This window comes from Paraburkholderia caffeinilytica (assembly GCF_046030355.1).
Lineage (GTDB): Bacteria > Pseudomonadota > Gammaproteobacteria > Burkholderiales > Burkholderiaceae > Paraburkholderia > Paraburkholderia caffeinilytica_B.
Genome location: NZ_JAQQCQ010000048.1, coordinates 1 through 11,690, shown reverse-complemented (window position 1 = coordinate 11,690; position 11,690 = coordinate 1). Strand labels below are relative to the sequence as shown.

The following is an 11,690-nucleotide window of genomic DNA, read 5'->3' as shown; positions in this document are numbered from 1 at the left end:
CTTGCGTACAAGCTCGCTTGATGGAATGGGGCTTAAGTTGAGAGCAATGCCCCGCACAGGGGCAACACTAATAGACCACTAACAATTCAAAAAAGGCCACTAAAAATTCAAGAAAATGCCAAATTCCATCTCAAGAAAATACTAAAAATCCAGATCAGGGAAAAACCAAAAATCCAGACCAAGAAAATCTCAGTGCCACAGGCATATAAACAAGAACCCCCACGAACGCAAAAAACCCCCACCCGCAACGCGAAAAAACCCCATTCCGCCACCCCCCAACCCCTACTTCATCATCCTGCGCCGAAACAAAACCGCCGAGACAACAAACCCTCCCACCGCATAAACCGCCAGCACGGCAACATGCAAAACAGCGCCATCGACAGCCCGCCCAAGCATAGCCGGCCGAATCAGATCGACCGCATGCGCCAACGGCAACAGTTCAGTCACAACCCGCGCCGCAGCAGGCAACTGTGAAACAGGAAAAAACACCCCAGACAGCAGCAGCATCGGGGTCAACACCAACGTCTGATAAAACATAAAGAAGTCATACGACGGAGCGAGCGCCGTCACCACCATCGCGATACTTGCGAATGCAAGCCCCGTTAGCACGATCACCGGCAACGCCAGCAGCATCGACGGAAAACTCGCATAGCCCAAGGCGCCCGCGACCAGCATGATCGCCGCGCCCGAAAGCATCGACTTGCTGCCCGCCCAGATCACCTCGCCTAGCACGATGTCGCCGAGCGTCAGCGGCGTATGCATGATCGCCTCCCACGTGCGCTGCACGTGCATGCGCGAAAAGCCCGAATACATCGACTCGAAACTCGCCGACATCATCACGCTCGACGCCACCGTGCCCGCCGCGAGAAACGCGATATACGACACGCCATCGACGTGCCCGACCATCAGCCCAAGCCCGAAGCCCAGGCCGAACAGATAGATCATGGGATCGGCCAGATTGCCGAACATCGAAGCAATCGCGAGCTTCCGCCAGACCAGATAATTGCGGCGCCATACCGCAATCCAGTTCACGGCATTGGCAGGAAACGCGGCAAAGGTTTCCTGCTTCGGCGGCGCCTCGCCGTGGGGTTCGTAAGTGCGTGCGTCCATTGCGTGTCTCTTGCTGTGGCGTTGTCGTTATAGCTATGGAAGATTGTGAGCTGCGCCGAGGTCGATTTGCGTCAGTCCTGCATCTCGCGCCCGGTCAGACGCAGGAACACATCTTCCAGATTCGCCGGGCGATGCAGGTAGCGCAGATCGGCGCGTTGCTTGAGTCGGGCATGCACGGGCTGCGCGTCGTTCACATAGCAGAAGAGCGTTTCGCCGCTGATCTCAGTGCGCTCGACAAACGGTGCCAATTCATCACGCAACGCCACCGGATCGGGCCCGAAGATTTCGATCACGTCGCAGCCGATCTCGGATGCGATCAATGCGTTCGGCGCACCTTCGGCGATCTTGCGACCTTCCTCGATCACGCAGAGGCGGTGGCACAGCCGTTCGGCTTCTTCCATGAAGTGCGTGGTCAGCAGAATGGTCTTGCCGCGTGCGAGCAGCGAGCGAAGCCGCTCCCAGATCAGGTGGCGCGCTTGCGGATCGAGGCCGGTGGTCGGCTCGTCCATGATCAGCACGTCAGGGTCGTTGACGAGCGCGCGAGCCAGCGTGAGGCGCCGCTTCATGCCACCCGACAGTTCGCTCACGCGTGCATCCGCCTTGCTTTCGAGGCGCGCGAATTCGAGCAGCGACGGCACCATCGCGCGGCATTGCGCGGCACTCAGGCCGAAGTAGCGGCCGAACACCAGCAGGTTTTCGCGGACCGTGAAATCGGGATCGAGATTGTCGAACTGCGGTACGACGCCGACACGCGCTCGCGCCACGCGCGCGCGGCCGGGAATCGGCTCGCCGCACAGGCGGATCGTGCCTGCATCCGGCGCGGCGATGCCGAGCAGCATGCGCAATGTGGTGGTCTTGCCTGCGCCGTTCGGGCCGAGCAGGCCGAAACATTCGCCGGCGTTCACATGAAACGACAGTCCGTCGACGACCTTCTTTTCGCCGTAGCTTTTCTTGACCTGATGGAATTCAATGGCGGCTTCAGACATGGATCGATCGAGGCTCCGGGAAAAAACGCAAATGGCCGCTAAGGCCGCTCATTCTAGGGCATCGGCAGCGAGATGTTGATCTCCGCCGGATGCGCCGGACGACGTTTCTTGCGCTGCGGCAACGCTTCACGGTTGACCCAGATCCGACCCAAACCTGCCATGAATCCAGCCCGCACCGGTTTAGGGCGCACTTAGCGTTTTCCATCCCTTGCAACCTGAATTGCGGCGCACCATGATTCAATCAGGCCGCGTTCCTCGCGGGATGGGAGAAAAATCATGGCGAGCTACCAAAAAATCCTGCTGTGCTACGACGGCTCGCGCGAAGGCCGCAAAGCGTTACGCTGCGGTGCCGATCTGGCGTTGGATCTGAAGGCGGAAACACACTTGTTATCGGTGGTTGACATGCGCTCGAGTATTGCGCAAAGCGCGGGCCTGCTGACGGATGTGGCCTGCGGCAGCTTCGAAAAAACAGCCCGCGATGTCTTGCAGGAAGGGGTGGACTGGCTCACCGAGCGCGGCGTGACCGCGCAAGGGCATTTTGCGTTTGGCCATCCGATCGACGAGATCGCCAACCTTGCCAACGAATTGCATGTCGACCTCGTGGTGGTCGGGCACCGCTGCCGCACCGGTCTGTCACGATGGTGGATGGGCGCAGGAAATACGCCGCTGCTCGACCGGATCTCGTGCAGCATTCTGGTGGCGTGTTCTTCCGCGCAGGAGCAGGAGCAAGCAGCGGCTTGACGCAAGGCGGAGCGGAGGGCGTGGACCGGGCTTAGTGGGCTATGAGTGGGCAACTGGGTCATTGAGCCACCTGGCCGAACGGTCACTCGTTCAAATTGACCGCGGCCAGCTTCCACGTAAACAAACCTTCGCGCCGCAAGATCGCTGAGTAACGCGCGTCACCAGCGCCATGCTGATAAGTGACGGCGAACTCGTTGAGGCCGCGATAGCCCGCCGTGGTTTGCGGCGGTTGCGGTGGCGTGGCGCTATTCTCGTTGTTAGCTGCGCCGGTAGCCGTACTGCCGGCAACGGAGGGCGCCGGTTCCGGTGCAGGCGCCGTTGCGGCCGGCGGATTTTCGGCCGTAGCCGGAACAGGGGGGCGCTCGCCAGGGTTGCCGCGTGGCGGCATGCCGTTCAGCAAGGCCGCTACGCCGTCGGGTGTCGCATAAGCATCGACCAGCGGACCGATCAAGGCCACGCCGATCATCGCGCCAATCGCCGCGAACGGATTGCCGTTGCCTTGCGTGTCGAGTCGACGCGTCAACAAGCCGGTGACCTGCTGCTTCAGACTCTCGCGCAATGCGGGGAAGTCGACGTACTCATTGACGGTTTGCGCATCACGCGCATCCGCCGCGCGTTTGAGGTTGTTCAGCGCCATGTACGGCGACGCATAACCGAACCCCAACGCGGCGATCACCACAATCACAATCAGGATGACGATCAGCGGCCGGGTGGCGCTGCGCTTCGTGCGTGTTGAAACTGCCATCGAGCGGGATTCTCCTCAGGTGTGATCTATCGTGGACCGCAGCCACACGAAAACGATCCCAGGCGATGCAATATTCGAGAAGACTCGGGTGGGTGAAAAGCTTACGCCGGGCATTGCACGCAAGGTGTTGCACGCCGCACAGCCGCAGTGAAATACGGTGCACGTGCGAGGCCACCCTATGACTCGAACACCGCGCCGTGCACGTTGGCTTCATCTGCAATGCAACGATCGATCATGCGGCACACGGCGTCTACCGTGCCGACCATGATCAGCCGCGACGGCCCGTGATAGACGCGTACCGGCGCACGGCGCGCGGGTTCAGCCGTATTCAGCCCTGAATTCAACGACACGCGAGCAAAAGCTGGCAACGAGGACGGCAGGCTCGATACGCCGGCAGGCGCGTCGAACAGTGATGGAGTACTGGCGGAGGACGCCTCGATCAGTGAGCAGGGCACCAGCTTGCGCAGATGACGCAAACGACCGAACTGGCGAAAAGGCAGCAGGCGGGCAAGGCGTTCCATGAGTCTCTCCAGGCGATTCAACGTTGGGGCAGCTTTGGGTCGGCGCACGAGCGGGGGTTAGAACTCGCCCGGGCGGATCAGCCCGACGGCGATACCCTCGAGCGCGAACTCCGCGCTGCCGGTTTCAACGAAGATGTTGTCGTAATCGGGGTTTTCTGCGATCAGCTCGATACCGTTCGGCCGGCGCTTCAACCGTTTGACCGTCACGTCGTCGCCAAGGCGCGCGATGATGATCTGGCCGTCTTTGGCTTCACTTTTCTTCTGTACCGCGAGCAGGTCGCCGTCGAAGATGCCCGCGTCGCGCATGGACAACCCGCGTACCTTCAGCAGGTAGTCCGGTTTGCTCGAGAACAGTGCCGGGTCGCACGCGTAGTGCTGCGAGATATGTTCCTGCGCGAGGATCGGGCTACCCGCGGCCACCCGGCCAATCAGCGGCAACGACAGTTGCATGATGCTGGAATGCGGCAGCGTGAACTGATACGGCGAATCTTCCGAGCCGCCCAGCAGGCGAATGCCGCGCGACGCGCCGGCCGCCAGCTCGATTACGCCCTTGCGGGCGAGCGCGCGCAGATGCTCTTCTGCCGAGTTGGCCGAGCTGAAACCCAGCTCGGCGGCGATCTCCGCGCGGGTGGGCGGAAAACCGGTGCGTTCGATGGCCCGGCGGATCAGATCGAAAACCTGCTGCTGTCGTGCGGTGAGTTTGGTCATGGCGCCACTGTATGTATGAACAGGTGACTGTATTTTTATACAGTATTCAGCGCAATTCAAGCTTTACTTTAAGTTCGTGACCTTGGGTGGCGTTCCAGCGTCGTCCAGCGACGTCATAACACCTGTTTTCGTGCCTCAACGCCTTATCCGGCCGTCATTACCACTTTTGCGTATTAAAGAATGAGGAAACATTATTTTTAATGATGAAAGCTCTTCGATAGACTGCCCTTCGAGTTGGCGCTCATGTGCACGTGACCGCGACGCAAAACAACACCACTCGCTGTTTCAGCGGACCACAACGCGGAGAAAGTTGGCATGAACCATCAAGGCACGGGGCTGGCAGGCAGGACCAGAAAACTCATCGCTGCGCTCGCATTCGGCGCAGTCGGCACGATCGCCGCGGTCGGCGTCACGGCGCCGGCACATGCAGCCGACACGACGCTGCTGAACGTGTCGTACGACCCGACACGCGAGTTGTACCAGGACGTCAACCAGGCGTTCGGCAAGGAGTGGAAGGCGAAAACGGGCGAGGCGGTCACCTTCAAGCAGTCGCACGGCGGTTCGGGTGCGCAGGCTCGCTCGGTGCTGGACGGCTTGCAGGCGGACGTCGTGACGCTGGCGCTGGCTTACGACATCGACGCGCTGGCGAACAAGGGTTTGCTCGACAAGGGCTGGCAAAAGCGTTTGCCGGACAACGCCTCGCCGTACACGTCGACGATCGTGTTTCTGGTACGCAAGGGCAATCCGAAGCACATCAAGGATTGGGACGATCTGACCAAGCCGGGTGTGTCGATCGTCACGCCGAATCCGAAGACCTCGGGCGGCGCGCGTTGGAACTACCTGGCCGCGTGGGCCTATGCCGAGCATCAGCCGGGCGGCAACGACCAGAAGGCTAAGGAATTCGTCGGCAAGCTGTATAAGAATGCCGGCGTGCTGGATTCGGGCGCGCGTGGCGCGACCACCAGCTTCGTGCAACGCGGTATCGGCGACGTGCTGATTGCGTGGGAAAACGAAGCGTTCCTCTCGCTGAAGGAGTTCGGTCCGGACAAGTTTGAAATCGTGGTGCCGTCGGTGAGTATTCTGGCCGAGCCGCCGGTTGCGGTGGTGGACAAAGTGGTCGACAAGCATGGCACGCGCAAAGTGGCGGAGGCGTATCTGAACTTCCTGTACAGCGAGGAAGGCCAGGAAATCGCCGCGAAGAACTTCTACCGTCCGCGTTCGAACAAGGTGCCGGCGGAGCTGACTTCGAAGTTTCCGAAGCTGAAGTTGTACACGGTGGACGATTCGTTCGGCGGCTGGGCGAACGCGCAGAAGACGCACTTTGCCGACGGCGGCGTGTTCGATTCGATCTACTCGCCGCAGTAACGGGTACTCAATCGGACGAGACGCGCGGTTGGACATCGTAGTCAAGCGCGCTCTTAGCCACCGAAGTTAGACGTGTTAGTCACACCTCGCCAAAAAGCGCGCCCATCCGGCGCGCTTTTTGGCCAGCCAGGCAGCCGGAAAAAGAGCCGCCGGCCTCAACCCTGAAAGAGTACTGAGCATGACGACGTTGACCTTCCGAAAGCCGAGCGCGTTGCCCGGTTTTGGCCTGACACTCGGCATCACGGTGGCTTATCTGAGCCTCGTGGTGCTGATTCCGCTTGCGGCGACCTTTCTCAAGACCGCGACGCTCGACTGGGCCCAGTTCGTGCGCGCGGTGAGTTCGCCGCGCGTGCTCGCGTCGTATCGCCTGACGTTTTTCTCGGCCCTCGGCGGCGCGTTGATCAACGCGGTGTTCGGCTTTCTGGTCGCGTGGGTGCTGGTGCGTTACACCTTCCCGTTCAAGCGTATCGTCGACGCGGTGGTCGATCTGCCGTTCGCCTTGCCGACCTCCGTGGCCGGCATTTCGCTCGCGGCGGTGTATGCGGGCAATGGCTGGATCGGGCAGTTTCTCGAGCCGCTCGGTCTCAAGATCGCGTTCACGCCGGCCGGGGTGCTGATCGCACTGACCTTTATCGGTTTGCCGTTCGTCGTGCGGACCGTGCAGCCGGTGCTCGAAGAGTTCGAACGCGAACAGGAAGAGGCGGCTGCGTGCCTCGGCGCGTCGCGTTGGCTGACGTTTCGGCGCGTGGTGTTGCCCGCGGTGTTTCCGGCTTTGCTCACGGGTTTCGCGCTGGCGTTCGCGCGGGCGCTCGGCGAGTACGGCTCGGTGATCTTTATCGCCGGTAACGTGCCGATGAAATCGGAAATCACGTCGCTGCTGATCATTACCAAGCTCGAACAATACGACTACGCCGGCGCCACGGCGATTGCAGTCGTGATGCTGGTGGTGTCGTTCCTGATGCTGTTGTTGATCAATACGCTGCAGTGGTATCTGCAGCGCCGGACGAGCCGTGGCGGCGCAGGCCCGGCGCCTGCCGCCACGAGTGTAGCGGCGATCGGTGTCGGCGGAGGTGCGCAATGAGCCGCAACTCCCTGAATGGCGCGGATGCCGCGACGGTTGCCGTGGCGCCGCGCGCGCCGCTCAATGTCGCGCGCCGGCCCGATCCGGTTACCGAACCCCCCGTCGTGCGCTGGATTCTGACCGGCATCGCGTTGCTGTTTCTCGCGCTGTTCCTCGTCGTGCCGCTCGTTGCCGTGTTCTATCAGGCTTTGAACAAGGGCATCGGCTTCTATCTGGAATCGCTGGCCGATCCGGATGCGTTGTCGGCCATCAAGCTGACCGTGATCACGGCTGCGATCGCGGTGCCGCTGAATCTCGTGTTCGGCCTCGCAGCGTCATGGTGTATTGCCAAGTTCGAGTTTCGCGGCAAGGCATTGCTGACCACGTTGATCGATCTGCCGTTCTCGGTTTCGCCGGTGATCTCCGGTTTGATCTACGTGCTGATGTTCGGCGCGCAGGGCTGGTTCGGCCCATGGCTGCAGGACCATAACGTCCAGATCATTTTCGCGGTGCCGGGCATCGTGCTGGCGACGATCTTCGTCACGTTCCCGTTCGTCGCGCGTGAACTGATTCCGCTGATGCAGGCGCAAGGCAACGACGAAGAAGAAGCCGCGCACGTGCTTGGCGCATCGGGTTGGCAGATTTTCCGGCGCGTCACGCTGCCGAACGTGAAATGGGGCCTGCTGTACGGCGTGATTCTGTGTAACGCGCGGGCGATGGGCGAGTTCGGCGCGGTGTCGGTGGTGTCCGGCCACATTCGCGGCCAGACCGATACGATGCCGCTGCACGTCGAAATTCTCTATAACGAATACAACTTCTCGGCGGCGTTCGCCGTGGCGTCGGTGCTGGCCTTGCTCGCACTCGTGACGCTCGGCCTGAAGCTGCTCGCCGAGCGCCATATGTCGGCGGAACTGTCGGCCGCGCGCGATGTGCCCGCGTATGCGGGGCCCGTCACGCCGTCGTCTGCTTCGTCGTCTGTCAATGCCACGCATGCACCGCATCACCACGCGCTCAAGCAAGGAGAGCTGTAATGGGTATCACCGTCCGTAACCTGCAAAAGCGCTTCGGCGATTTCGTCGCGCTCGATAACGTTTCGCTCGACTTTCCGCCGGGCGAACTGGTTGCGCTGCTCGGGCCTTCGGGTTGTGGCAAAACCACCTTGCTGCGTGTGATCGCCGGCCTCGAATACGCGGATGCCGGCCAGGTCGTGTTGCAAGGCCAGGACGTTGCGACAGTCGGGGCGCGCGAGCGTGAAGTCGGCTTCGTGTTCCAGCATTACGCGCTGTTCCGTCATATGACGGTGTTCGAGAACGTGGCGTTCGGCCTGCGTGTGAAGCCTCGCAAGGAACGGCCTTCGGAAGCGGTGATTCGCGAGAAGGTGCATGAACTGCTGAAGCTCGTGCAACTCGACTGGCTCGCGCAACGCTACCCGTCGGAATTGTCGGGTGGCCAGCGGCAACGGATTGCGTTGGCGCGCGCGCTCGCTGTCGAACCAAAGGTCCTGCTGCTCGACGAACCGTTCGGCGCGCTGGATGCGAAGGTGCGCAAGGAGTTGCGCAGCTGGCTGCGTCGTTTGCATGACGATCTGCATATCTCGACCATCTTCGTCACGCACGATCAGGAAGAAGCGCTTGAAGTGGCCGACCGGATCGTCGTGTTGAATCGCGGGCACGTGGAGCAGGTAGGCAGTCCGCAAGACGTGTACGACCATCCGCAAACCTCGTTTGTCTACGAGTTTCTCGGCGCGGCGAACCGTTTGCATGGCAACGTGGACGAAAGCGGTTTTGTGGTCGACGGCGCGGCGCTGCCGGTCGCGATTACGGCCGGTTTCAGCGGACCGGCGTTCGCCTACGTACGGCCGCACGATCTGCAGTTGTATCCGCAAGCGTCCGGCCACCGCGAAGGCATTGTGGTCGATGTGCGGCGCGTGGTGACGCTCGGCGGCTCGGTGCGCGTGGAACTGGCGGGCCGTGAAGGCAATGTGCTCGAGGCGGAACTCGATCGCGAATCGTGGCGCGATCTGCAACTGGCGATCGGCGACGGCGTGACGGCCGTGCCGCGCGCGTTGCGCGTATTTCCGGCGCAATAGGTGACGGCCATAAGCAACGCGAGCAGCAGCACAGGCAGCGCAACAATACTCGGTGTTTCAATCAAACTCTAATAACTCAACTCTGGCTCAACCGGAGACATACAGATGAACTTTCAGCAATTGCGCTTCGTGCGCGAGGCCGTGCGTCAGAACATGAATCTGACTGAGGTGGCGAACGTGTTGTACACGTCGCAATCGGGCGTGTCGAAACAGATCAAGGATCTGGAAGACGAGCTCGGCGTGGATATTTTCATCCGTCGCGGCAAGCGTCTGACGGGCCTCACCGAGCCGGGCAAGGCGGTGCACCAGCTGATCGAGCGCATGTTGCTCGATGCGGAGAATCTGCGGCGGGTCGCGCGTCAATACGCCGATCAGGACAGCGGCCATCTCGTCGTGGCGACGACTCACACGCAGGCACGTTACGCGCTGCCGAAGGTGATCCGTCAATTCACCGAGGTGTTCCCGAAGGTGCATCTGGCGCTGCGCCAGGGCAGCCCGCAACAGATTGCGCAGATGATCATCAACGGCGAAGCGGACATCGGCATTTCGACGGAAGCGCTCGACCGCTTTCCGGATATCGTCACGTTCCCGTGCTATTCGTGGCATCACGTCGTGGTCGTGCCGAAGGGGCATCCGCTGGTGGGCCGCGAAAATCTGACGCTCGACGAGATCGCCGAATTCCCGATCGTCACGTACGACCAGGACTTCACGGGCCGCTCGCACATCGACCAGGCGTTCGCGAAAGCGGGTGCGTTGCCGGACGTCGTATTGACCGCCATCGATGCCGACGTGATCAAGACCTACGTCGAACTCGGCATGGGCATCGGCGTGGTCGCGGCCATGGCCTACGATCCGAAGCGCGACACGGAACTGGTCGCGCTGGATACGCAGCATCTGTTCGAAGCGAGCACGACGCGGGTCGGCTTGCGCAAGGGTGCGTTCCTGCGTGCATATGCGTACCGGCTGATCGAAATGTTCGCACCGCAGTTGAACGAAGCGGAAATCGCCGCGCAGTTGCGCGAGGCGGTTTAAGGCGTGCGCCGGATCGTCACGGTTCGGCGCAGGGCACTTTTGACGTTGCGTGAATTCATTGCGGCGCCAAAAGTGCGAACTTCATGCGGGCTGTGGCTGGCCTTGATGTAAACGCTGCGCAAACTGGTGGCGTACGGAGCGCCGGCCTCACCCAGCTCCGAAACGAACGGGGATCCGTTTTTTTCACGCGTGGCGGCGCGCGGCGCATCGCTTACAATCGCCGCCATGAATACTTTGACTTCTTCTTCCGCGACGCCTTCAGACGAAGGCGCCACTCCGCTGCTGCCGCGCATCGCCGTGCTGGCGACCGGCGGCACGATTGCCGGGGCGGCCGCGGACGCCACCAACACATCCGGCTACCAGGCCGGTGTGGTCGGCGTCGATCAATTGCTGGCCGTGGTGCCGGCCTTGTCCACGGTGGCGCGCATTGCGCCCGAGCAGATTGCCAGCGTCGACAGTAAAGACATGGCGATGCCGCTATGGACCGCGCTCGCGCAGCGCATCAATGCGCTGCTGGCCGAAGACGACGTGGACGGCGTGGTGGTCACGCATGGCACCGATACGCTCGAAGAAACCGCCTATCTGCTGCATTTGACGATCAAGTCGGACAAACCGGTCGTGCTGACTGCGGCAATGCGCCCGGCATCGGCGCTGTCCGCCGACGGTCCACTGAATCTGCTGAATGCCGTGACGGTGGCGGCGCACGCGGGCTCGCGCGGGCAGGGCGTGCTGGTGGCGTTCAACAACCGAATTCATAGCGCGCGCGACGTCGTCAAGACGAGCACCTACGCAGTCGATGCATTTCAATCGCCCGAGATCGGCGCGCTCGGCTGGGTGCAGGACGGTCGCGTCGAATTTCAGCGCAGCGTAGTGCGCCCGCATACGCTCGCGACTGAATTCGTGATCGGCGCGAAGTGGCCGCATGTGGAGATCGTCGTGAGTTACGCGGGCGTCTCGCGTATTGCCGTGGATGCATTGGTCGCGGCCGGTGTGCGCGGTATCGTCGTGGCGGGCACGGGCAACGGCTCGATTCACGCTTCGGTGCAGCAGGCGCTGGCCGATGCCGCGTCGCAAGGCGTCGTGGTGGTGCGTTCGTCGCGCGTGGGTTCAGGCCACGTCATGCGCAACGGTGCAGCCGCCGACGACGCGCTCGGTTTCGTCAGCGCAGGTTCGCTGAATCCGTACAAGGCGCGCGTGCTGCTGATGCTGGCATTGGCCGCAGGCGGTACAGGGGCGGTTGCGTTGCAGAAGACTTTCGACACGTACTGACGGATTGAGCGCGAGCGGCCTGGTTCAAAGTCAGAACCGTGTCCTGCACATGAAGTTTGAATGA

The 11,690-nt window shown here is 61.7% G+C and carries 13 protein-coding genes; 7 read left to right on the top strand and 6 right to left on the bottom strand.

What is annotated here, in order from left to right:
* Positions 1-282 precede the first annotated feature (282 nt).
* Together PQQ95_RS36310 and nodI are read right to left on the bottom strand one after the other, a co-directional pair.
* Positions 283-1,110 carry an ABC transporter permease gene (locus PQQ95_RS36310; protein ID WP_408447163.1) on the bottom strand — a complete coding sequence of 276 codons (828 nt, stop codon included), beginning with the start codon at positions 1,108-1,110 and terminating at the stop codon, positions 283-285.
* 71 nt (positions 1,111-1,181) lie between these two features.
* Positions 1,182-2,096: a nodulation factor ABC transporter ATP-binding protein NodI gene (gene nodI, locus PQQ95_RS36305; RefSeq protein ID WP_408447160.1), complete on the bottom strand. Its 915-nt coding sequence runs from the start codon at positions 2,094-2,096 to the stop codon at positions 1,182-1,184.
* Positions 2,097-2,372: 276 nt separating this feature from the next.
* Here nodI and PQQ95_RS36300 point away from each other — a divergent pair, with 276 nt between their 5' ends.
* A complete protein-coding gene (locus PQQ95_RS36300; RefSeq protein WP_408447157.1) occupies positions 2,373-2,837 on the top strand; it encodes a universal stress protein in 465 nt (154 codons plus the stop codon).
* A gap of 82 nt (positions 2,838-2,919) precedes the next feature.
* On the opposite strand, the gene PQQ95_RS36295 is transcribed toward PQQ95_RS36300, so the two are convergent.
* The 3 genes from PQQ95_RS36295 to lexA all read right to left on the bottom strand — a co-directional run bounded on the left by PQQ95_RS36295 (position 2,920) and on the right by lexA (position 4,811).
* A complete protein-coding gene (locus PQQ95_RS36295; RefSeq protein WP_408447155.1) occupies positions 2,920-3,582 on the bottom strand; it encodes a DUF2939 domain-containing protein in 663 nt (220 codons plus the stop codon).
* 176 nt (positions 3,583-3,758) lie between these two features.
* Entirely contained in the window at positions 3,759-4,103 is a 345-nt protein-coding gene (locus tag PQQ95_RS36290) for a hypothetical protein (protein ID WP_172315483.1), read from the bottom strand.
* A gap of 57 nt (positions 4,104-4,160) precedes the next feature.
* A complete protein-coding gene (gene lexA, locus PQQ95_RS36285; RefSeq protein WP_408447152.1) occupies positions 4,161-4,811 on the bottom strand; it encodes a transcriptional repressor LexA in 651 nt (216 codons plus the stop codon).
* Between the two features lie 315 nt (positions 4,812-5,126).
* Between lexA and PQQ95_RS36280 the strand changes: the two genes are divergently transcribed.
* The 5 genes from PQQ95_RS36280 (at position 5,127) to PQQ95_RS36260 (ending at position 10,357) form a co-directional block, all read left to right on the top strand.
* A complete protein-coding gene (locus tag PQQ95_RS36280) occupies positions 5,127-6,176 on the top strand; it encodes a sulfate ABC transporter substrate-binding protein (protein WP_408447149.1) in 1,050 nt (349 codons plus the stop codon).
* Positions 6,177-6,354: 178 nt separating this feature from the next.
* Complete coding sequence (cysT, locus tag PQQ95_RS36275; protein ID WP_408447147.1) at positions 6,355-7,257, top strand: sulfate ABC transporter permease subunit CysT; 903 nt, start codon at positions 6,355-6,357, stop codon at positions 7,255-7,257.
* On the top strand, positions 7,254-8,267 hold the full coding sequence (cysW, locus tag PQQ95_RS36270) for a sulfate ABC transporter permease subunit CysW (RefSeq protein ID WP_408447145.1): 1,014 nt from the start codon (positions 7,254-7,256) through the stop codon (positions 8,265-8,267). The genes cysT and cysW overlap by 4 nt, the downstream gene beginning before the upstream one ends.
* Positions 8,267-9,325 carry a sulfate/molybdate ABC transporter ATP-binding protein gene (locus PQQ95_RS36265; RefSeq protein ID WP_408447143.1) on the top strand — a complete coding sequence of 353 codons (1,059 nt, stop codon included), beginning with the start codon at positions 8,267-8,269 and terminating at the stop codon, positions 9,323-9,325. The genes cysW and PQQ95_RS36265 overlap by 1 nt, the downstream gene beginning before the upstream one ends.
* 105 nt (positions 9,326-9,430) lie before the next feature.
* Positions 9,431-10,357 (top strand): CysB family HTH-type transcriptional regulator, encoded by a 927-nt coding sequence (locus tag PQQ95_RS36260; protein ID WP_093632609.1) that lies wholly within the window; start codon positions 9,431-9,433, stop codon positions 10,355-10,357.
* Here the strand turns inward: PQQ95_RS36260 and PQQ95_RS36255 are convergent.
* The gene (locus tag PQQ95_RS36255; RefSeq protein WP_408447140.1) at positions 10,354-10,584 is read right to left on the bottom strand and encodes a hypothetical protein; all 231 of its coding nucleotides are present in this window, start codon (positions 10,582-10,584) and stop codon (positions 10,354-10,356) included. The genes PQQ95_RS36260 and PQQ95_RS36255 overlap by 4 nt on opposite strands.
* Here PQQ95_RS36255 and PQQ95_RS36250 point away from each other — a divergent pair.
* Positions 10,583-11,626, top strand: a complete 1,044-nt coding sequence (locus PQQ95_RS36250) for an asparaginase (protein ID WP_408447137.1) — start codon at positions 10,583-10,585, stop codon at positions 11,624-11,626. The genes PQQ95_RS36255 and PQQ95_RS36250 overlap by 2 nt on opposite strands.
* Positions 11,627-11,690: the final 64 nt, after the last annotated feature.

What these genes read in the sequence shown, in the direction of transcription:
- PQQ95_RS36260 (WP_093632609.1), top strand. Translation starts at nt 9,431, where the DNA reads ATGAACTTTCAGCAATTGCGCTTCGTGCGCGAGGCCGTGCGTCAGAAC.
- PQQ95_RS36295 (WP_408447155.1), bottom strand. Translation starts at nt 3,582, where the DNA reads ATGGCAGTTTCAACACGCACGAAGCGCAGCGCCACCCGGCCGCTGATC.
- cysW (WP_408447145.1), top strand. Translation starts at nt 7,254, where the DNA reads ATGAGCCGCAACTCCCTGAATGGCGCGGATGCCGCGACGGTTGCCGTG.
- nodI (WP_408447160.1), bottom strand. Translation starts at nt 2,096, where the DNA reads ATGTCTGAAGCCGCCATTGAATTCCATCAGGTCAAGAAAAGCTACGGC.
- PQQ95_RS36300 (WP_408447157.1), top strand. Translation starts at nt 2,373, where the DNA reads ATGGCGAGCTACCAAAAAATCCTGCTGTGCTACGACGGCTCGCGCGAA.
- PQQ95_RS36310 (WP_408447163.1), bottom strand. Translation starts at nt 1,110, where the DNA reads ATGGACGCACGCACTTACGAACCCCACGGCGAGGCGCCGCCGAAGCAG.
- PQQ95_RS36290 (WP_172315483.1), bottom strand. Translation starts at nt 4,103, where the DNA reads ATGGAACGCCTTGCCCGCCTGCTGCCTTTTCGCCAGTTCGGTCGTTTG.
- PQQ95_RS36250 (WP_408447137.1), top strand. Translation starts at nt 10,583, where the DNA reads ATGAATACTTTGACTTCTTCTTCCGCGACGCCTTCAGACGAAGGCGCC.
- cysT (WP_408447147.1), top strand. Translation starts at nt 6,355, where the DNA reads ATGACGACGTTGACCTTCCGAAAGCCGAGCGCGTTGCCCGGTTTTGGC.
- lexA (WP_408447152.1), bottom strand. Translation starts at nt 4,811, where the DNA reads ATGACCAAACTCACCGCACGACAGCAGCAGGTTTTCGATCTGATCCGC.
- PQQ95_RS36255 (WP_408447140.1), bottom strand. Translation starts at nt 10,584, where the DNA reads ATGGCGGCGATTGTAAGCGATGCGCCGCGCGCCGCCACGCGTGAAAAA.
- PQQ95_RS36280 (WP_408447149.1), top strand. Translation starts at nt 5,127, where the DNA reads ATGAACCATCAAGGCACGGGGCTGGCAGGCAGGACCAGAAAACTCATC.
- PQQ95_RS36265 (WP_408447143.1), top strand. Translation starts at nt 8,267, where the DNA reads ATGGGTATCACCGTCCGTAACCTGCAAAAGCGCTTCGGCGATTTCGTC.